The sequence below is a fragment of the Kushneria sp. Sum13 genome (assembly GCF_052692355.1).
In genome coordinates this window covers 2136598-2155011 of the sequence record NZ_CP199847.1, presented here as the reverse complement: position 1 = coordinate 2155011, position 18414 = coordinate 2136598, and the positions used below count along the sequence as shown (strand labels likewise).

Annotated in this window: 17 protein-coding genes; 13 read left to right on the top strand and 4 right to left on the bottom strand. The window is 60.3% G+C overall.

Going from position 1 to position 18414, the window contains the following annotated elements:
• Window positions 1-110: 110 nt before the first annotated feature.
• From ACUN8C_RS10140 to ACUN8C_RS10130, 3 genes are read left to right on the top strand one after another with little or no spacing between them, the layout of a single operon-like run.
• Window positions 111-1130, top strand: coding sequence for an XdhC family protein (locus tag ACUN8C_RS10140; protein WP_445619105.1), 1020 nt, complete (start codon window positions 111-113; stop codon window positions 1128-1130).
• On the top strand, window positions 1130-1753 hold the full coding sequence (locus ACUN8C_RS10135) for a nucleotidyltransferase family protein (protein ID WP_445619104.1): 624 nt from the start codon (window positions 1130-1132) through the stop codon (window positions 1751-1753). The genes ACUN8C_RS10140 and ACUN8C_RS10135 overlap by 1 nt, the downstream gene beginning before the upstream one ends.
• Window positions 1754-1764: 11 nt before the next feature.
• Window positions 1765-2250 (top strand): LabA-like NYN domain-containing protein, encoded by a 486-nt coding sequence (locus tag ACUN8C_RS10130; protein ID WP_445619103.1) that lies wholly within the window; start codon window positions 1765-1767, stop codon window positions 2248-2250.
• An 11-nt stretch (window positions 2251-2261) separates the two neighbouring features.
• Here ACUN8C_RS10130 and ACUN8C_RS10125 read toward each other — a convergent pair whose 3' ends face one another.
• Window positions 2262-2714 carry a hypothetical protein gene (locus tag ACUN8C_RS10125; protein ID WP_445619102.1) on the bottom strand — a complete coding sequence of 151 codons (453 nt, stop codon included), beginning with the start codon at window positions 2712-2714 and terminating at the stop codon, window positions 2262-2264.
• An 82-nt stretch (window positions 2715-2796) separates the two neighbouring features.
• On the opposite strand from ACUN8C_RS10125, the gene ACUN8C_RS10120 reads away from it, so the two are divergent.
• The 4 genes from ACUN8C_RS10120 (at window position 2797) to ACUN8C_RS10105 (ending at window position 7734) form a co-directional block, all read left to right on the top strand.
• Window positions 2797-4020, top strand: coding sequence for a winged helix-turn-helix domain-containing protein (locus ACUN8C_RS10120; RefSeq protein WP_445619101.1), 1224 nt, complete (start codon window positions 2797-2799; stop codon window positions 4018-4020).
• A gap of 91 nt (window positions 4021-4111) precedes the next feature.
• Entirely contained in the window at window positions 4112-5341 is a 1230-nt protein-coding gene (locus tag ACUN8C_RS10115) for an MFS transporter (protein WP_445619100.1), read from the top strand.
• Window positions 5342-5494: 153 nt separating this feature from the next.
• A complete protein-coding gene (locus tag ACUN8C_RS10110) occupies window positions 5495-6025 on the top strand; it encodes an ankyrin repeat domain-containing protein (RefSeq protein WP_445619099.1) in 531 nt (176 codons plus the stop codon).
• Window positions 6026-6144: 119 nt separating this feature from the next.
• Entirely contained in the window at window positions 6145-7734 is a 1590-nt protein-coding gene (locus ACUN8C_RS10105) for an ABC-F family ATPase (protein ID WP_445619098.1), read from the top strand.
• Window positions 7735-7801: 67 nt separating this feature from the next.
• Here ACUN8C_RS10105 and ACUN8C_RS10100 read toward each other — a convergent pair whose 3' ends face one another.
• Window positions 7802-8590 carry a 5'-nucleotidase, lipoprotein e(P4) family gene (locus ACUN8C_RS10100; RefSeq protein WP_445619097.1) on the bottom strand — a complete coding sequence of 263 codons (789 nt, stop codon included), beginning with the start codon at window positions 8588-8590 and terminating at the stop codon, window positions 7802-7804.
• 411 nt (window positions 8591-9001) lie between these two features.
• Between ACUN8C_RS10100 and ACUN8C_RS10095 the strand changes: the two genes are divergently transcribed.
• Window positions 9002-9196, top strand: coding sequence for a hypothetical protein (locus ACUN8C_RS10095; RefSeq protein WP_445619096.1), 195 nt, complete (start codon window positions 9002-9004; stop codon window positions 9194-9196).
• An 88-nt stretch (window positions 9197-9284) separates the two neighbouring features.
• Here ACUN8C_RS10095 and ACUN8C_RS10090 read toward each other — a convergent pair whose 3' ends face one another.
• Entirely contained in the window at window positions 9285-10307 is a 1023-nt protein-coding gene (locus ACUN8C_RS10090) for a serine hydrolase domain-containing protein (protein WP_445619095.1), read from the bottom strand.
• A gap of 189 nt (window positions 10308-10496) precedes the next feature.
• Between ACUN8C_RS10090 and betC the strand changes: the two genes are divergently transcribed.
• The 5 genes from betC (at window position 10497) to ACUN8C_RS10065 (ending at window position 16281) form a co-directional block, all read left to right on the top strand.
• Window positions 10497-12011 carry a choline-sulfatase gene (gene betC, locus ACUN8C_RS10085; protein ID WP_445619094.1) on the top strand — a complete coding sequence of 505 codons (1515 nt, stop codon included), beginning with the start codon at window positions 10497-10499 and terminating at the stop codon, window positions 12009-12011.
• 139 nt (window positions 12012-12150) lie between these two features.
• Window positions 12151-12759 (top strand): LysE/ArgO family amino acid transporter, encoded by a 609-nt coding sequence (locus ACUN8C_RS10080; RefSeq protein ID WP_445619093.1) that lies wholly within the window; start codon window positions 12151-12153, stop codon window positions 12757-12759.
• A gap of 165 nt (window positions 12760-12924) precedes the next feature.
• Complete coding sequence (locus ACUN8C_RS10075) at window positions 12925-14037, top strand: 5-methyltetrahydropteroyltriglutamate--homocysteine S-methyltransferase (protein ID WP_445619092.1); 1113 nt, start codon at window positions 12925-12927, stop codon at window positions 14035-14037.
• A 158-nt stretch (window positions 14038-14195) separates the two neighbouring features.
• Complete coding sequence (locus ACUN8C_RS10070; protein WP_445619091.1) at window positions 14196-15638, top strand: MATE family efflux transporter; 1443 nt, start codon at window positions 14196-14198, stop codon at window positions 15636-15638.
• Between the two features lie 43 nt (window positions 15639-15681).
• Window positions 15682-16281 (top strand): DUF4202 domain-containing protein, encoded by a 600-nt coding sequence (locus ACUN8C_RS10065; protein WP_445619090.1) that lies wholly within the window; start codon window positions 15682-15684, stop codon window positions 16279-16281.
• A gap of 91 nt (window positions 16282-16372) precedes the next feature.
• Here the strand turns inward: ACUN8C_RS10065 and ACUN8C_RS10060 are convergent, their stop codons facing one another.
• A complete protein-coding gene (locus tag ACUN8C_RS10060) occupies window positions 16373-18079 on the bottom strand; it encodes a methyl-accepting chemotaxis protein (RefSeq protein WP_445619089.1) in 1707 nt (568 codons plus the stop codon).
• Window positions 18080-18414: the final 335 nt, after the last annotated feature.

Genomic DNA, 18414 nt, shown 5'->3' with positions numbered 1-18414 from the left:
GAAGCTCAGGCTAGCATGTTCATCAAGGCTTCGCCTGACACGGCGGGGGGATCATGAGGCTGCTATCCTTGTGGGCATTATTCCCTTTTTCTCCTTTCGGAGTCCCCGGCATGCGTCATCTTGATCTGCAGGTCATTCAGCAGGCTCGTGAGTGGGCCAGCACCCATTCCACGATCTGGCTGTGTACCGTTTTGGGCACCTACGGCTCCTCCCCCCGGGCGCCCGGCTCGATGCTGGTGGCCACCAGCGAAGGCGAGCATGTTGGCTCGCTATCCGGTGGCTGTGTTGAAGAGGCCTTTATCGAGAGCCTGCAGGATGGTGCCTTTTCACAGCCCGCCACCATCGTGCGCTACGGTGAAAGCCAGGAAGAGAGCCAGCGGCTTCAACTGCCCTGCGGCGGCGTGCTGGAAGTGCTCATCGAGCGCCTTGAGGTTACCGATGAGCTGATGGTGCATCTTGAAGTGCTGGAGGCCACGCTGCTGGGCCGCAAGCGTCTGATTCGTCGGGTAGACCCCCGGACAGGGCGCTATCGCGTCGTACTCGATGAGTCGCCCAACGGGCCGAGCGTTTCCCGTGATGAGCAGGGCCTGGTGCAGATCCGCGTCGGGCCGGCCCTGCGTCTGATTCTGGCCGGTATCTCGCCGGTCGCCGGCTTTTGTGCCCAGTTTGCCCGTGCGCTGGGCTATGAAGTCATTGTCTGTGACCCGCGTGATGACGTGCGACGTGATTTCATCGCCGCCGGTCACGCCCAGGGTGTGGAAGTGCAGGCCGTGCTGCCGGCCCTGTTCATTGCCTCGGGCGCCTGTCATGAGGCGACCGCCGTGGTGGCACTGACCCATGACCCGCGCATCGATGATCCGGCCATGGTCGAGGCGGTCAAAACGCCGGCGTTTTATATCGGCGTGATGGGCTCACAGAGAACCTCGCAAAAGCGCGCCGAGCGGCTCAAGCGCTCCGGCGGGTTGAATGACGACCAGATTGCACGTCTTCACATGCCGATTGGCATGGACCTTGGCAGCAAGGCGCCCGCTGAAATCGCCCTGTCCGTGGTCGCTGATGTCATGCGCGTGTTCAACGGCAAGGCCGGTGAAACGCATATCGCTGCCGCACCGGTGGCCACCGCGATCTGATGGCGCCTTCCCGACACAACCCCTCACAGAGCACGCCCGACGTGCTGGGTCTGATTCTGGCCGCGGGTTACAGCCGTCGCTTTGGCGGCGACAAGCGTCTGGCGGCGCTTGACGGGCAGACGCTGCTGGCCGCCACGACAGCGAGGCTGGCACCGCATGTGTCGTCCGTGGTCGTCATGTTGCGGCATGGCGAACACGCCAGGGCCTTTGGATTGCCGACAGGAACACATACTCTGCAGGCGCCTTCGTCCCCCGTTGGCATGGGGACCAGCCTGGCTGCCGCGGTTTCCGCACTGCTGGTCTCGCTTGAGCCGCGCCATCAGCAGTGCAAGGCGCTGGCGCTCATGCTGGGGGATATGCCCGGGGTGCGTGCCGAAACCCTTCAGGCACTGGCAGGGCGTGCCCGCCATGACAACATTGTGCGGCCGTATCATCAGGGCCGCGCAGGCCACCCCGTGATCTTTGGGCGGGCGTTCTGGCCGGCGCTGGCCGAGCTTCAAGGTGATGAGGGCGCGCGGGCACTGTTGAAGCGATATCCGTCACGGGTTGTGGTGCTGGATGTGAACGACCCGGGTATTCTCACCGATGTTGATACGCTGGATGACCTGTCTTCCCTTCAATGATTTGAGATCTCATGGCTCGAGTTGCGCTTTTTGCCGATGTACAAAACATCTATTACACCGCCCGCGAAATCTTTGGCTGTCAGGTCAACTACGCAGCGCTCTGGCGTCACGCCGTGGGGGAGGATACGGTCGTGGCCGCCCATGCCTATGCCATCGAGCGCCATGACCCGCGTCAGCAGCAGTTTCAGCATGCGCTGCGTGATATCGGCTTTAACGTCAGGCTCAAGCCCTTCATTCAGCGCCGTGACGGCAGTGCCAAGGGCGACTGGGATGTCGGGATTACGCTGGATGTGTTCGAAACGGCCCATGAGGTTGATCGCGTCGTGCTGATTTCCGGAGACGGCGATTTTTCCGAGCTGCTCACCCGCATCCAGCAGCGCTTTGGCGTCAGAACCGACGTCTACGGCGTTCAGGCGCTGACCGCGCAGGCCCTGCGGCAGGCGGCCGACCATTTTGTGCCCATTGAAGGGGCGCTGTTACAGAACAGTCGGCGCTGAGCCGGATCGGTTTATTGCACGCTGTAGTGATGGCCTGCCAGACAGGCGGCCAGCGCCCGCCGATAGGTGCCAGTCTGTGCCCTTGAAGGCGGTTCCAGCGTGTTCGTGGGGTTGAAGCCGCTCTGATCAATGGCCCAGTGATGACACAGGCCGTGGTCCTGCTGCTGCTGGCGAAGCGTTTGATCATTGATCGGATAGGCGATGACATCAAACATGTCGGCACCGGCCATCTGGATCTCGCGTGGCGCGGGTACCGGGGTGTAACGCGCGTCACTGCCGGATGCCAAAAACCAGGTGTCGCGTGCCAGATAGTAGCGCTGATCGCCGATCCAGACCGGACGGGCATCGCCGGGCAGCCCGGCACGCTCGACAGACGGCGATGCCGCCTGAGCCCATGTGGCGCCCAAAAGCAGGGCGGGCAGCAGTGCACGGATCAGACAGTGAGACAGAAGGGGCTTGACCATGAAGCGGCTCCATGACGCGTAAAGGCACCGCAAGGTGCCCTTTGAGGTTATGCCAGGGTATACGACAGGAGCACGCAGCGCCATGACCCGTTATCTATCAGCATCGCGCGTTCGCGCCATCACGCTTGCAGCGCAGGGGTTCGGGGCGGATCGAGACGGCCCGGTGCCTGGCCGTCGGGCCATCCTGAGCCTGGTTCGAAGGCTTGGGCTTTTGCAGATCGACAGCGTCAATGTGCTGTGTCGGGCCCACTATATGCCACTTTATTCGCGGCTGGGGCCCTATGATCGAAGCTGGCTCGAGCACTTCAATCAGGGCCCGGCATCAAGGCGCAGGCTGTTTGAATACTGGGGACATGAAGCCTCGCTGATTCCCGTGGAAGACTATCCGCTTTATCGCTTTCGCATGCAGCGCGCCCGGGAGGGCGGCGGTGGCCTCTATAAGCGTCTTGCGCGCTTTTCCCGGGAGCAGCCAGCATTCATTGCCGCTGCGCTTGAGGAGATTCGCCATCATGGGGCGCTGGCGGCGTCCGATCTGACCGACGGCGGACGCGGGCAGGGCAGCTGGTGGGGCTGGAGCCACGGCAAGTCGGCGCTTGAGTATCTGTTCTGGAGCGGTCAGGTGCTGGTGTCCCATCGGCGCGGCAATTTTGAACGGGTCTATGATCTGCCGGAGCGCGTGGTCGGGCGCGACGCCGTCGAGGCGTCGATGCTATCGCCGCAGGCCGCCCAACGCACGCTGGTCGCACGTGCGGCCAGCGCCATGGGCGTGGCGAGTGCCCGCGACATGCAACGTTATTTTCGCCTCGATGGGCGCGAGACACGGGCGCGTATCGATGAGCTGGTCGAGACCGGCGAGCTGGTGCCCGTTGAGGTGGAGGGCTGGTCCATGCCGGCCTGGCAGCATATCAAGGCGAAGGCCAGTCGGCGGGCGAGCGATGCAAGCGCACTGTTGTCACCCTTTGATCCGCTGATGTGGGATCGTGAACGTGCCGCCCGGGTCTTTGGCTTTCACTACCGCATCGAGATTTATACGCCGTCACATCTGCGCCAGTACGGCTACTACGTGCTGCCCTTCATGCTGGCCGGGCAGATGGTTGCCCGGGTGGATCTCAAGGCCGAGCGCACGCAGGGGGTGTTGCAGGTGATGGCGGCCCACCCGGAATCTGACGTGACCATCGAGACACTGGCCCCGGCGCTGTTTGAGGAGCTTGCCCGGCTGGCGCGTTTTCTGGGGCTTTCCCGGGTAGAGATGATGGGCAGCGGTCTTCTTGATCGGGCCCTTGAGGCGGCCTGTGCCAGAGCCTGAAAGGATCGGGCGCCGGGACTGTTACAAGTCTGCTGGCAGGCGTATGGTAAATGTCATACAACCTTACCCGTGACCACCACCGAACAAGACCATGTCCTCTGATCAATTGGCGGGCGCCACGCCTGCCGGCACTAACCTTCGCATCATCGCCATTGTCAGCTCGACCTTTGTCAGCATGCTCTGCATCGGCATGACGCTGACGGTGTTGCCGCCCTGGATGCACGGCCCGCTGGGCTTTGATGCCGTGACGGTCGGTGCCGTCATCAGTCTGCAGTTTGTGGCGACCCTGCTGTCGCGACCCTTCTCCAGTCAAATGGCCGACCGGCTTGGCGCCAAACGCGTGGTGCTGCTGGGCATGACCGGCTGCGCCCTCAATGGGGCGTTGATTCTGCTGGCGGCGCTGAGCGTTCAGTGGCCGCTTGCGAGTCTGGTTTTTCTGATCCTGAGCCGGCTGATGCTGGGCATCTCTCAGGGCATGATCGGCACAGGGTCACTGAGCTGGGGGATCGGGCTAGTCGGGCCTGCGTTGATGAGCAAGGTGATCTCCTGGAACGGTATTGCCGGATTTGGCGCACTGGCCATCGGCGCTCCGTTGGGCGCCGTGCTGGCACAGGGTTTCGGCGTGATCAGCGTAGGGATTTTTATCACGGTGATTGGCGCGCTGGCCCTGGCGCTGGCCTGGCGGCGGCCGGCTTCACCCATTGTCAGCGGCAAGCGGGTGCCGTTTGCACGTGTCTTTCGGGTCATGGCGCCCTATGGGGGCGCGCTGGCCCTGAGCTCGGTCGGTTATGGCGTGATTGCCACCTTCATTACGCTGTATTACGCCGAGCAGCATTGGGAACATGCGGCCTGGGGGCTCAGCGCCTTCGGGATGGCCTTTATCACGGCGCGGGTGCTGTTTGCCGGCACCATCAGTCGTTTTGGCGGCTACCGTGTGACCCTGGTGTGTTTTACGGTCGAACTGGCAGGGCTTCTGGCGCTATGGCAGGCCAGCCATCCGGGGGTTGCCCTGCTGGGGGCAGTACTGGCAGGGCTTGGCGTGTCACTGATCTATCCGGCGCTTGGCGTGGTCGCAGTGACCAAGATTGCCGCGACCAGTCGCAGCGCAGCGCTGGGTGCTTATTCGGTCTTTCTGGATGCTGCCGTGGGGCTGACCGGGCCACTGGCAGGCTTTATCGCCAACCGGGCCGGCTACTCGGCCATTTTCCTTGCGGCAGCGCTGTGTAGCCTAGCAGGCTTCGCGCTGTGCGCTGTGCTCTACACCATCTCGATCAAACGGCGTGCACGCGCCGAACTTCTCTCTCGGAAAGCCAGCCAGTAACGTCTATCCTGGGAGGCATGAGTGACAGGTCATGCACGTTTTTATAGTTATTGGTTAATGGGATTTAAATTTTAATTGTTTTATACTATGATTCGTGATCTGTCCTGTATCAACCTCAGCCTGTACTGAGCCATCGGTTTACCGGAGTAGACAATGAGCGACAACAACCCTCAGCAGCCCCGCGAGATCGACGAAGAGACGATTCGACTGGCGGGTGAAATCTTTGATGCTGCCCGGGCCGGCAAGGCCGAGCTGTTTGGTGACTGGCTTGCCCATGGTCTGCCCCCCAATCTGTGTAATCACAAGGGCGACAGTCTTTTAATGCTGGCCAGCTATCACGGTCAGTTCGAGACTGTAAAAGTACTGCTCGAGCATGGCGCCGACCCTGAAATGCGCAATGACAACGGGCAGAACCCGCTGGCCGGTGCCGCGTTTAAAAATGATCTGGCCATGGTCAAATTGCTGCTGGAAAACGGCGCCGACGTCAACGGCTACGCGCCGGACGGCAAGACGGCGCTGATGTTTGCGGCGATGTTTGATAACGCCGAAATCGTTGAATATCTGCTGGCACAGGGCGCTGACCCGGCTCGGCGAGAGAGTCGCGGCATGACGGCCGGTCAGCTGGCGGTCGGTATGGGAGCTGAACATACCCCGGCGCTTTTGGGAGAAACCCGCCCGGATTGAATTCCTGATTCGGGTGCTGTCTGTAAAGTATCCCGCCATACGCGTACAATCGCCCGCCAAACGTCATCATTCACGCCCGAGCCGGTATTCCGGCTCGGGCGCCCTTTCGGATACTCCCCTTGCTCTCTACTGCCAATATCACCATGCAGTTTGGCCCGAAGCCGCTGTTTGAAAATGTTTCTGTCAAGTTCGGCAACGGCCATCGCTATGGTCTGATCGGCGCCAACGGTTGCGGTAAATCCACCTTCATGAAAATTCTGGGGGGCGATCTGGAGCCCTCCGGTGGGCAGGTCATGAAGGATGCGACCACCCGGCTTGGCAAGCTGCGCCAGGATCAGTTTGCCTTTGAGAGCGAGCGGGTCATCGACACCGTCATCATGGGCCATGAAGAGCTCTGGGCCGTCGCGGCCGAGCGCGAGCGCATCTATTCCCAGGCCGAAATGACCGAGGAAGACGGCATGAAGGTTGCCGACCTTGAAGTGCGCTACGCCGAGCTGGATGGCTACACTGCCGAGGCGCGGGCCGGCGAGCTTCTGCAGGGGCTGGGGATCGGTGATGAACAGCATCAGGATCTGATGAGTACCGTGGCACCGGGCTGGAAGCTGCGTGTGCTGCTGGCGCAGGCACTTTTTGCCGACCCGGATGTGCTGCTGCTCGATGAGCCGACCAACCATCTGGACATCAACACCATCCGCTGGCTGGAAGATATCCTCAAGGCACGCCGCGCAACGATGATCATCATCTCGCACGACCGCCACTTCCTGAACAGCGTCTGCACGCACATGGCGGATCTGGATTACGGCGAGCTGCGCCTGTTCCCGGGCAACTACGATGAGTACATGATTGCCGCCACCCAGGCGCGCGAACGTCTGCATTCCGATAACGCCAAGAAAAAGGCCGAGATTGCCGAGCTTCAGCAGTTCGTCAGTCGCTTTTCTGCCAATGCCTCCAAGGCCAAGCAGGCGACCTCGCGCCAGCGCAAGATCGACAAGATTCAGCTCGATGAGGTCAAGCCGTCCTCGCGCGTGAGCCCGTTTATTCGCTTTGAGCAGAACAGGAAGATTCATCGCCAGGCACTGACGGTTGAAAACATCAGCAAGGCGTGGGGCGACAACGTGCTGTTCAAGCGTTTCGGCCTGCAGGTCGAGGCCGGTGAGCGAGTGGCCATCATCGGTCCCAACGGCATCGGCAAGACCACGCTTTTGAACTGTCTGACCGGCGACATGGCAGTAGACAGCGGCGAGGTGAAATGGACCGATGCCGCAGAAGTTGGCTACTTCGCTCAGGATCACGCCGCGGACTTTGAACGTGGCGACACGCTTTTTGACTGGATGGGGCAGTGGACCACCCAGGGGGAGCAGCAGGTACGCTCGGCGCTGGGACGCATGCTCTTTTCCAATGACGATATCGGCAAGTCGGTGCGGGTGATTTCCGGTGGTGAGCAGGGCCGTATGCTCTTTGGCAAGCTGGCGCTGCAAAAGCCCAATGTGCTGGTGATGGATGAGCCGACCAACCACCTGGACATGGAGTCGATCGAGGCGCTCAACCTCGCGCTGTACAACTATCCGGGCACGCTGATCTTTGTCAGTCACGATCGCGAGTTCGTAAGCTCGCTGGCCACGCGCATCATCGAAATGAAGGATGACGGTATCGTCGACTTCAGCGGCAGCTACGAAGACTACCTGCGCAGTCAGGGCATCTACGGCTGATTCTGACGCGATCGATACAATAAGGCCCCGTCATTGACGGGGCTTTTTGTTATCGGGTGGACGGGCGTCATGGCGTGAGCGGTTTGTCCCAGCCATCGAGTGTGGCATCACTCCAGCTGCCGTAGGTGGCGTTGGGCAGCACGATCCAGTCATTGCCAAAGCGCTCGGTATTGTCCTGAACCGCCTGATATTCATCGTTGAGTGATTTTTTGGCAAAGTCTTCCGAGAAGTCATGCAGGGTATCGCCCAGTTGCATCACGACCCGGTGATCCTTCTCGACGCTGGCACGACGCGCCTGCTTGGGTGGGCCAAGCAGCAGGACATGTTCCCTGTCGACCTGTGGCAGGCCCAGGGCCTTCAGTGTCTCCATGGTATGGGCATGGTTCTCTTCCAGCCGGTCGGAGATGTAGTAGATCGCCACGTCATGATCGCTGGCATAGTCCAGAAACGCCCTGGCCCCCGGAATCAGGGTCGGCTCGCCTTCCTTCTCCCAGTCTCCCCAGGTATCCCAGCTCGTGTAGTCATGACAGGCCTTGAGGTCTCGCACCAGCAGAGCACTGTTATCGATGACGGTCTCATCCAGATCGGTAATGATGGCCAGTGGTTTACCTTCCTGCGGCTCGCTCAAAATATCCTTGAGGCGATAGGTGGCCAGTGCCCAGGACTGGCGCTGTAGAGCGCGAATCTCTGCCGATTGCTGCTGATAGCGCAGCCCCATGGTATAGGCCGCCACCGGGCAGTTCGAGAGTGCCTTGTCAGGCGTCGCCGGCGCACTGGCCTGCGCCACTGAGGACAGAGTGATGCAGGCAGCCACCAGAGCAGAGACAGGCAGATATCGATCAGTCAGACGTCGCATGAAAATCCTTGAATTGTTGTGGTTTTGAATAACGTCAGCCATGACATTATTTTATTTTGAACGTTCATACAATAAAAATACGGGCGCTGAGCCACTCTACAAGCTGTCAAACGTAGTGCTTTTTTATGCCGTGATGACTGTTTTTGATCGTCACCCTTCGGTTGCACTCGATTATCCCGGGTTACGCAATCAACGTGTTTTATTAACGCAAAGGCCGGTGTTTCATAACCCTGATTAGCGCATTCCGTGATCCAAAAGACAATCGTTGGGCAGGGCGTTTGAGGGCTGTAATGACACGTAACCATGCCCGGTGATCAAGGCCTCTATAACGCTCTGCAGGCCCGGCATGCCGGGAACTATCGGGGGGTGTTTGAAGCCCAAGGGCTATCATGCCAACCAGGAGGGCACATCATGAGCAAGCACAGCAGTGAGCAGTTCGAGAAGTTCAAAAGCGGTCTCAAGGAACAGGTTGCTGTCGCGACCAACAGTGATCGTCTTTATGAGGACGCGGAAAAACAGCGCCTGATGGTACGTCTGATGGAGACAAAAGGGCTGACGCAGGATGAGGCCGAGAAGGAAGCCGCTGAAAAGCTTCGCAACGAATAGGCAGCGAATGTGCATGGCTCTGACCGGTGTGAATCCGTCGTGCCATGCAGAGTGGGCCCGGCATGACTTATCGTACCGGGCCCTTGCTCTATCGGGTCGCCGTAATCAACTCGCCCACCAGCGTCTTGAGGTGGCCCAGATAGCTGCCGCTTGAGGGCGGCGCAGGGTCGGAGGTCAATACGATCGTCATGTCCCGCCCCGGGACCACAAACAGTACCTGCCCGCCGTAACCCCAGCCGTAATACACCGGTTCATTTTCAATCTCGCCGGAAAACCAGCCGTAGCCGTAATCATCGCCGTTATAAAACGACTGCGTGCGTGGTTGCCATGATGCTTCAATCCATGTTGATGGCAGTATCTGCCGGCCGTTGTAGGCACCATTGAGACGATACATCTCGCCAAACGCCATCAGTGCCTGTGGCGTCATCCCCATCTCGTTGCCACCGAAGTAGATGCCTTGTAGGTCGCGTGTCCAGGGCGGAATGCTGATGTTCAGCGGCGTCCCCAGCCAGTCACGCATCAACGCAAGCGTTGAGCGTCCGGTAGTGTGGGTCAAAGCGGCCGAGAGCAAATGGCTGTTGCCGGTGGAATAAAGCATCTGACCGCCCGGCGCCGAGACGAAAGGCCGCGAAAGGGCGCTGCGCACCCAGTGGTGACTGGCCACCCAGGCGCCATAGTGCTGCCCTGAAGTACGCTCAAGCCCTGCCTGCATGGACAGCAACTGGCCCACGGTAATGTCGCGTATGCGCGGGTCGGCCTGCGCGGGAATCTGGTCGGGCGCCAGAAGCGCGACCACCGGCTGATCGACACTCTTGATGACACCGCGCTCGATCGCAGCGCCCACCAGGGCCGACATCAGCGTCTTGGACAGCGACTTGATGTTGGTCGTCTGATTCGTGCGATGCCCGCGATAGCCGCGCTCGATGACGGTGTTGCCGTCGATGGCGACCATGAGGGTATGAGTACGCGGCAGGGTGCCGGCGTGGTCGGCAAGTCTGGCCAGTACTGACGGGTCAGGCGTCATGGGTGCTGCAAGCGTTGGCATCGACAAAAGCCAGCAGCACAGGATAGCCATTATCAGGATATGGCGCAGATGTCCGGGCTGTTGCATGAGAGGCCACTCCATCAGGCAGGGTGACTCAAGTGTGGCGCATCTTCATGGCCGCCGCCCGGCAGTACCGTTGCTCTTCAGGCCCAGCTGAGCCTGGCCTGAGCCCGTCATAAATCATTCGCCTGAGACGGGGTGGTGCGCGCATGCTGTCAAGGGTCGATACACCTTCACTCATCTTCGGAGGATTTGATGACGCGCCCCAATCTACTGATTCTGATGGCCGACCAGGTCAACGGCACGCTGTTCGAGGACGGCCCGGCCGACTTTCTGCACATGCCTCATTTGAAAGCGCTGGCAAAGCGCAGCGTGCGGTTTAAAAATGCCTACACGCCGAGCTATCTCTGTGCACCGGGACGAGCGGCCTTCATGTCCGGTCAGTTGCCCTCGCGGACCGGCGTGTACGATAACGCCGCCGAGTTCCCCTCAAGCGTGCCGACCTGGGCGCATCATCTCAGGCGGGCGGGGTATCAGACCTGCCTGTCCGGCAAGATGCATTTTGTCGGGCCTGATCAGCTGCACGGGTTTGAAAGCCGTCTGACCACCGACGTGTACCCGCCTGACTTCGGCTGGACGCCGGACTACCGCCGGCCCGGCGAGCGCATCGACTGGTGGTATCACAATCTGGGCTCGGTCACCGGAGCAGGGGTGGCCGAAATCTCCAATCAGATGGAGTATGACGACGAGGTTGCCTTTCATGCCGAGCAGAAGCTCTTTGATCTTTCGCGTGGTCATGACGAGCGCCCCTGGGCGATGTGTGTAAGCTTTACCCACCCTCATGATCCTTACGTGGCCCGGCGCCGGTTCTGGGATCTGTATAACGACTGCGAGCACCTTGAGCCGACACTTTCAGAGGTTCCCTACGCCGAGCAGGACCCGCATTCGCAGCGCCTGTATGAGGCCAACGACTACACAGCATTCGATATCACGCCGGAAAATGTCCGCCGCGCACGGCAGGGGTATTTTGCCAATCTGTCGTATGTGGATGACAAGGTGGGTGGCCTCCTGGATGTGCTCAAGCGCACGCGCATGGAGGACAATACCATCGTCATGTTCGTGTCCGACCATGGTGACATGCTTGGCGAGCGCGGGCTGTGGTTCAAGATGAGCCCCTTTGAAGGTTCTTCACGCGTGCCGCTGATGATCAGTGCGCCGGGGGTTGATCCGCGGTGCATCGACACGCCGGTCTCCTCGATCGACGTCAATCCGACGCTGGCCGAGCTGGCCGGCATTGATGTCAGCGCCATTGCCCCCTGGACGGATGGCGAATCGCTGGTGCCCCTGATGACCGGCGGCACGCGCGATACGCCGGTTTATATGGAATACGCCGCCGAAGGGACTCAGGCGCCACTCGTGACCATTCGCGACGGTCAGTGGAAGTTCAATCACTGTGAGATCGACCCGCCACAGCTTTTCAATCTGGCAGATGACCCGTTTGAGCAGCACAACCTGGCCGAAGATCCCGACCACGCCGCCACCCTTGAGGATTTTACCCGAAGGATGCGTGCGCGCTGGGACATGGCGCGTTTTGACTCCGACGTGCGTGAAAGCCAGGCGAGGCGTCTGATCGTCTATGAAGCCCTGCGCAACGGCCACTATTTCCCCTGGGATCATCAGCCGCTGCAGGTGGCCTCCGAGCGCTACATGCGCAACCACATGGACCTTAACGTGCTGGAGGAAGCGCAGCGCTTTCCGCGCGGGGAGTAATCGCCGTCAAAGTCGCTGGTATTTACCCCTGTCAAAGCAGGCCTCATGAAAGTTGCGAATGGGGCATCAGGAGCTTTCATGGCAGGGGTTTGCCAACGGCGTACCCTCAAGGGCTGAATCAGCAGAGAGGGCACGCGGCATGCAGGCTTTCTGGACAGGGCTGGGACTGGGGCTTTCATTGATCATGGCGATCGGTGCCCAGAATGCGTTTGTGCTGCGTCAGGGCATTCGCGGCGAGCATGTGTGGTGGGTCTGTCTCACCTGTGCACTCTGCGATGCGCTATTGCTGACGCTTGGGGTGTATGGCGCCGCCACGCTGATGGCGCGCTTCCCGGCCCTTGATCCCGTGATGCGCCTCATGGGGGCGCTTTTTTTACTGCTGTATGGTGGGCGAAGTCTGATCGCGTCATGTTGTGGTGGTCATGCGCTGGACCCGGCCGGGCAGGCGCAGACCTCATTGGGGAAAACGCTCGCGGTATGTCTGGCGCTGACCTGGCTTAATCCCCATGTCTATCTGGATACGGTAGTGCTGGTAGGGGCGGTGTCGGCCCGGCAGACCTCAAAAAATGCCTTTCTGGCGGGGGCCATTGTGGCGTCCTTTGCCTTCTTTTTTGCCCTCGGCCATGGCGCGAAGCGGCTTCGAAGGGTTCTGGCCCGGCCGCGTGTCTGGCAGATGCTTGATGGGGCGATGGCGCTTTTGATGTGGGGTGTGGCGGTGTCGCTGATATGGCCCATGGCGTTTGAATGATGCGTTGAGATCCTTAAAAAATCCCCTCAATGGGTGGCTGCCCGACTATGGTTGAATATCGTTCATCTTGCGGGTGAATAACCCTCGGTGGTATTCACACCGGCGCCACGGCATATTGCGTGCCGAAAACGCTGTTATGCAGCACTCGTTGATTAAGGAATGATCATGTCTTTACCCATGCCTCCCTACCGCGCCGACACGGTGGGCAGTCTGCTGCGCAGCGATAACATCAAGACCGCCCGGGAACAGCTGGCTCAGGGCGCCATCGACCAGGCGGCGCTCAAGGCCATTGAAGATGAGGAAATTACACGGCTGGTCAGAAAGCAGGAGTCCCTGGGGCTCAAGGCCGTCACCGATGGCGAGCTGCGACGCGCCTGGTGGCATTTTGATTTTCTTGAACACCTGACCGGTGTTGAAGGCTTCGAGTCCGAGCAGGGCATCCAGTTTCAGGGCCGCCAGACGCCGTCACACGGCGTGCGCGTGGTGGATCGTGTCAGGTTCAACCCGAATCATCCGATGCTTGAGCATTTTCGTTATCTCAATGCGCAGACCACCGGTTCTGTCGCCAAGATGACGATTCCAAGCCCCAGCGTGCTGCATTTTCGCGGTGCCGGTCAGGTCGATCGCAGTGTCTATGCGGAGTGGGGCAGCTACTTCAATGATCTGGCCGACACCTGGCGTGAGGCCATTGCCGCGTTTTATGAGGCGGGCTGTCGCTATCTGCAGCTCGATGACACGGTCTGGGCCTATCTCTGCTCCGACAGTGAAATTGAAGCGGCCCGTGAGCGCGGCATCGAATCGCCCGAGAACCTTCAGTACGTTTATGCCGACATCCTCAATCGAGCGCTGGAGGGCCGTCCGGCCGACATGCACATCAGCCTGCACGTTTGCCGCGGCAACTTCCGTTCGACATGGATCAGCGAAGGGGGCTATGAGCCGGTCGCCAAAACGCTGCTGGGCAGCGTCAACGTTGATGCCTTTTTCCTCGAATACGACACGGACCGTGCCGGTGATTTCCGACCGCTGCGCTTTTTGCCGCGCGGAGTTCAGCAGGTCGTGCTGGGGCTGATCACGACCAAGACCGGGGAGCTCGAATCCGGTGAGCAGATTCAGGCGCGCTTGAACGAGGCCTGCGAATACGTGCCGATGGATCAGATCTGTCTGAGTCCACAGTGCGGTTTTGCCTCGACCCATGAAGGCAACAATCTCACCGAGGAGCAGCAGTGGGAGAAGCTGGATTTGATCGTTAATCTTGCCGAGGAGCTCTGGGGCTATTGATCAAGGCCCTGAACCACCGATTAGCGCCCTGAGCCGCTCATCAGCGCCTGACCGTTTCCCGGTCAGGCGTTTTTTATATGCTTTTTGCTTGTGAGGGCTGCAGGCGTGGGCGTGTCCCGCTATCGTTGGCGCATGTCTCCACACAAAAGGCGTTTCTCTTGGCACGACCGATCAATACAAGCAGTGCCTCACGCTATCAGGCGTCATTGCTGGAAGGCCCGGTTCTGGGCTCCCTTTTAAAACTGTCTGTCCCCATTGTGCTGGCCAACATCCTGCAGTCCGGCTATCAGCTCATCGATGCCTTCTGGGTCGGGCGATTGGGCGGACACGCGGTGGCCGCCGTCTCGGTCAGTTTCCCGGTGACGTTTTTACTGATTGCGCTGGGTTCCGGGTTCAGCATGGCCGGCTCCACGCTGGTGGCACAGCATATGGGTGCAGGCAATCATCACCGGGTCAATCAGGTGGCGGGACAGACCATTTTGCTGGTGGTGATCACGTCGCTGTTTCTTTCGGTCATCGGCATTTTATTGGCGCCGGGGCTTCTGGGCCTGCTGGGGGTCGAGGAGGCCGTGTATGACGCGGCACTGGTCTTTCTGCGCATCTCGATGGCGGCCACGGTCTTTACCTTTGGCTTTTCCATGTTCCAGGCGCTGATGCGCGGTGTCGGTGAGGTGCGTCTACCGCTGTATATCGTGACCGGGACAGTGCTTTTGAACGTGGTGCTGGACCCGCTGTTTATCTTTGGCTTCAACCTCGGGGTGGGCGGTGCGGCGCTGGCCACGCTGGTGACCCAGGCGATGGCGCTGGGCACCGGGCTGTGGCTGCTGGTGCGCGGGCGCCACGGCATCGCGCTCAAGCGCCATGACATGCGCCCTGACCCTGTCTTCATTCGTCGCGCGCTGTCGCTGGGGTTGCCGGCGTCGGTCGAGCTGTCGGCCCGGGCGCTGGGCATGAACGTGATGGTCTTTCTGGTCACGGGTTTTGGCACGGTCACCATTGCCGCCTACGGCGTGGGTACCAATATCATGGCCTTTGTCATCATCCCGGCGCTGGGGCTTTCCATGTCCACGGCGGCCCTGGTGGGGCAGAACATCGGGGCCGGCCAGATCGAGCGCGCCGCCCGGATTGCGCGTCTGTCTGCCCTGATCGCGCTGGTGGCCCTGAGCGCCATCGGAGTGCTGGTTTTTGTGTTCGCCCGCGAGCTGGTGGCCTTTTTCGTGCCGGGGGATGACGCGATCATCGAGGCAGGCAGCCACTTTCTTCATATCACGGCGCTGACCTTCGGGTTTATCGGTGCCCAGATGGCGCTGACCGGGGTTTTCCGGGCAGCCGGACAGACGGTAGTGGCGATGCTGCTGGCACTGGTGTCGCAGTGGGTGCTGCAGTTTCCGCTGGCCTTTATCCTGTCCCGCGATACCGTACTGGGCGTGGATGGTCTCTGGTGGGCCTTCCCGATCACCAACATGATCACGGCGCTGATCTCGCTGATTGTCTTTATGCGCGGTGACTGGCAAAAGGGGCGACTGGCCGAGCAGGAAGACCCGCTGACTGCACAGGTATCCGGCGAGATCATCGGCAAGGGCCCCGGGTCGGCCTCATGAGCGCAAACAGTTTCGGAACCCATAATAAAGAGGAGAGCTCCACATGGCAGACAGTGATCGGTTTGATGCAGCAATGGCGCAGCTGGATGCGCTACACGCTCAGGACCCCCGCACGGAGACGGTCGATGGCGAAGAGGTGCCCTACGAGCTTTTGTACGCCCAGCGCATGAGTGACTGGCTGGAACGGCTCCGACCCGATGCCGGCGAGACGCTGCAGCTGGCGGTGCGGGCTCAGCACCTGAAACGCTGGGAAGTGCCGCGTGACAGCTATCCGATGGATCGCCCCGGCTATCATGCCTGGCGTACCGGCCTCAAGACCCGGCAGGCCGACATGGCCGCGGAAGTGCTGCGCCAGGCAGGCTACGACGAGACAGACTGCACGCGGGTAGCGGCGATGGTGAGAAAGGAAGATCTGAAAAACGACGAGGAAACGCGTGCACTTGAGGATGCGGCCTGTCTGGTCTTCCTGCAGGACTATTACGCCCCCTTTGCCGCCGAGCATGAAGACGACAAGGTGCTCGGCATCTTGCGCAAGACCCTGCGCAAGATGTCCGCCGACGGTCACCGGCTGGCGGGTGAGATTCCGCTGGAAGGGCGTGCCAGAACACTGCTTGAAAAGGCCGTTGAGATGGAAATGCACTGACCCTTGAGGCTCTGTGCATCAGGGGGCATGGCCGAACATATGAAAAGAAAAACCCCGCCGAAAGGCGGGGTTTTGGTGAGCAGAGTGAAGATCAGAATTCGGCCCACTCTTCGGCAGTGTGACGCTGTACGCTCGGGCGTCTGAGCTCGGTGCGTGCCGGGGCTGCAGGCGCTGTCGACGTTCGGGCGGGCTGTGCCTCGGGTGCACTGACCGGTCTGCTGGAGCTCCCTCTGGATGTCCCCACCGGCGCCATGGCATCGACCCTGAAAAACGAGATCTCCTGCTGAAGTTCGGCAGCGCGGTTGCGCAGGGCGCGGCTGGCCATGCTGGATTCTTCTACCAGTGCGGCGTTTTGCTGAGTGACGGCGTCCATCTGTGAGACAGCCGCATTCACCTGGTCGATGCCCGTGGCCTGCTCGCGCCCGGCCACTGCGATTTCGCTGACCAGATCGGTCACGCGCTTCACGCTTGAGACGATTTCGGTCAGCGTCTGACCCGAACGATTGACCAGCTCGGCTCCGGTATCCACACGTTTGACACTTTCCTCTACCAGTTGCTTGATTTCGCGCGCCGCGTTGGCACTGCGCCCGGCAAGGTTGCGCACTTCATTGGCGACTACCGCAAACCCGCGGCCCTGTTCGCCGGCGCGAGCTGCCTCTACCGAGGCATTGAGCGCCAGTAGATTGGTCTGAAAGGCGATCTCATCGATCAGGGTAACGATGGTGGCGATCTTGTGGCTCGAAGCGCTGATATCGCCCATGGCAGACACGGCGTTTTGTACCACATCGCCACCGGTCTGAGCCTGCTGGCTGACTTCACGCACCAGACGGTCGGCCTGAGCAGCATTGTCGGCGTTGTGGCGCACCGTGGTCGTGATCTCTTCCATTGAGGCGGCGGTCTCTTCAAGGCTTGCCGCCTGCTCCTGGGTACGGCGGTTAAGGTCCTCATTGCCGCGGGTAATGTTCTGCGCGGCGTCATTGACGGCCACGGCATTATGACCAACCGAGCGAATGACCTCTGACATCTTGTGCTGCATGGCGGTCAGCGCGCGCAGCATGTCGCCAAACTCATCCTGACAGGTCACATTGGTCTCGACGGCAAGGTTGCCCTCGGCCAGCTCATTGGCGAAGTGTCTTGCCTTGCCCAGCGGCGTCATGATGCCGCGTACCAGCCAGACCGACAGGGCCAGTGCCAGAACGATGGCCAGAGCGATGACACCGAGCACAATATTTTTAAGGGTGTGATAGGCCGTATTGCTTTGCTGGTAATAAAGGCCGGCATTGGAGACTTCTTGTGCGAGCAGCTCGTCGATTCCCGCGCTCACCACCTTGTAGTCCTGACGGATGGCGGCGTCATTAAAGGCTTCAGCGGCGTCAAAATCGCCGGTGGCCATGATGTCCATCATGTTTTGCAGGTTGGACTGCAGCGTTGCAATGGACTGCTGTAACTGCAGCGCCTGCTGACGCTCCTCGGCGTTCGTAATGGCGCCCAGGTAGGTGGTCATGGCAGCGTTGATGCCAGCATCATTCTGGGCCAGCTCAGCCTTTGTGGTCAGGGCACTAGCAGCAGTGCGGTCACGCTGTTCGGCCACCATCTTGACACGATTGCTCAAAAGCGCCGTACGTACGGCGCCCAGTCTTTCGATGGCCGTCACGTTGTATTTATAGGTGGCTTCCAGAGCCTGCTGGGATTTGTGCGCGCTATAGATACCAAGTGCGCCCACCACCAGCAGCAGCGCGATACAGACCGCCAGACTGCCCGAGAGCCGGAGTCGGACGCTTTTTTTGGGGTTCATCATTTGATGCCTTCCTCGAAGGGTTGATCCGATCGCTTCCGTGCGAGTCGGTCGCGCACCCGGCGCAGACCCTGACATGACGGAGTAGATTGAAATAATCACGGTTGTTCTCGGGGGCTTATATCGACCGCTGCGATATTTACTCAAGGTTACAAATCCTATCAAGCCTATTAACCTATGCTAATTAAACCTCGCTTAGGGAATCCGGCGTCTTCTGTTCGGCAGGGCATCGGGTCGTAAAGTTTCCCGTCGCTGCGCCGATGATGATGGGTATTCAATGGGTCACTCATGGCGTGAGGCCATATCCGGGCGATGCGATGACGTCGTGTGGATTCAGG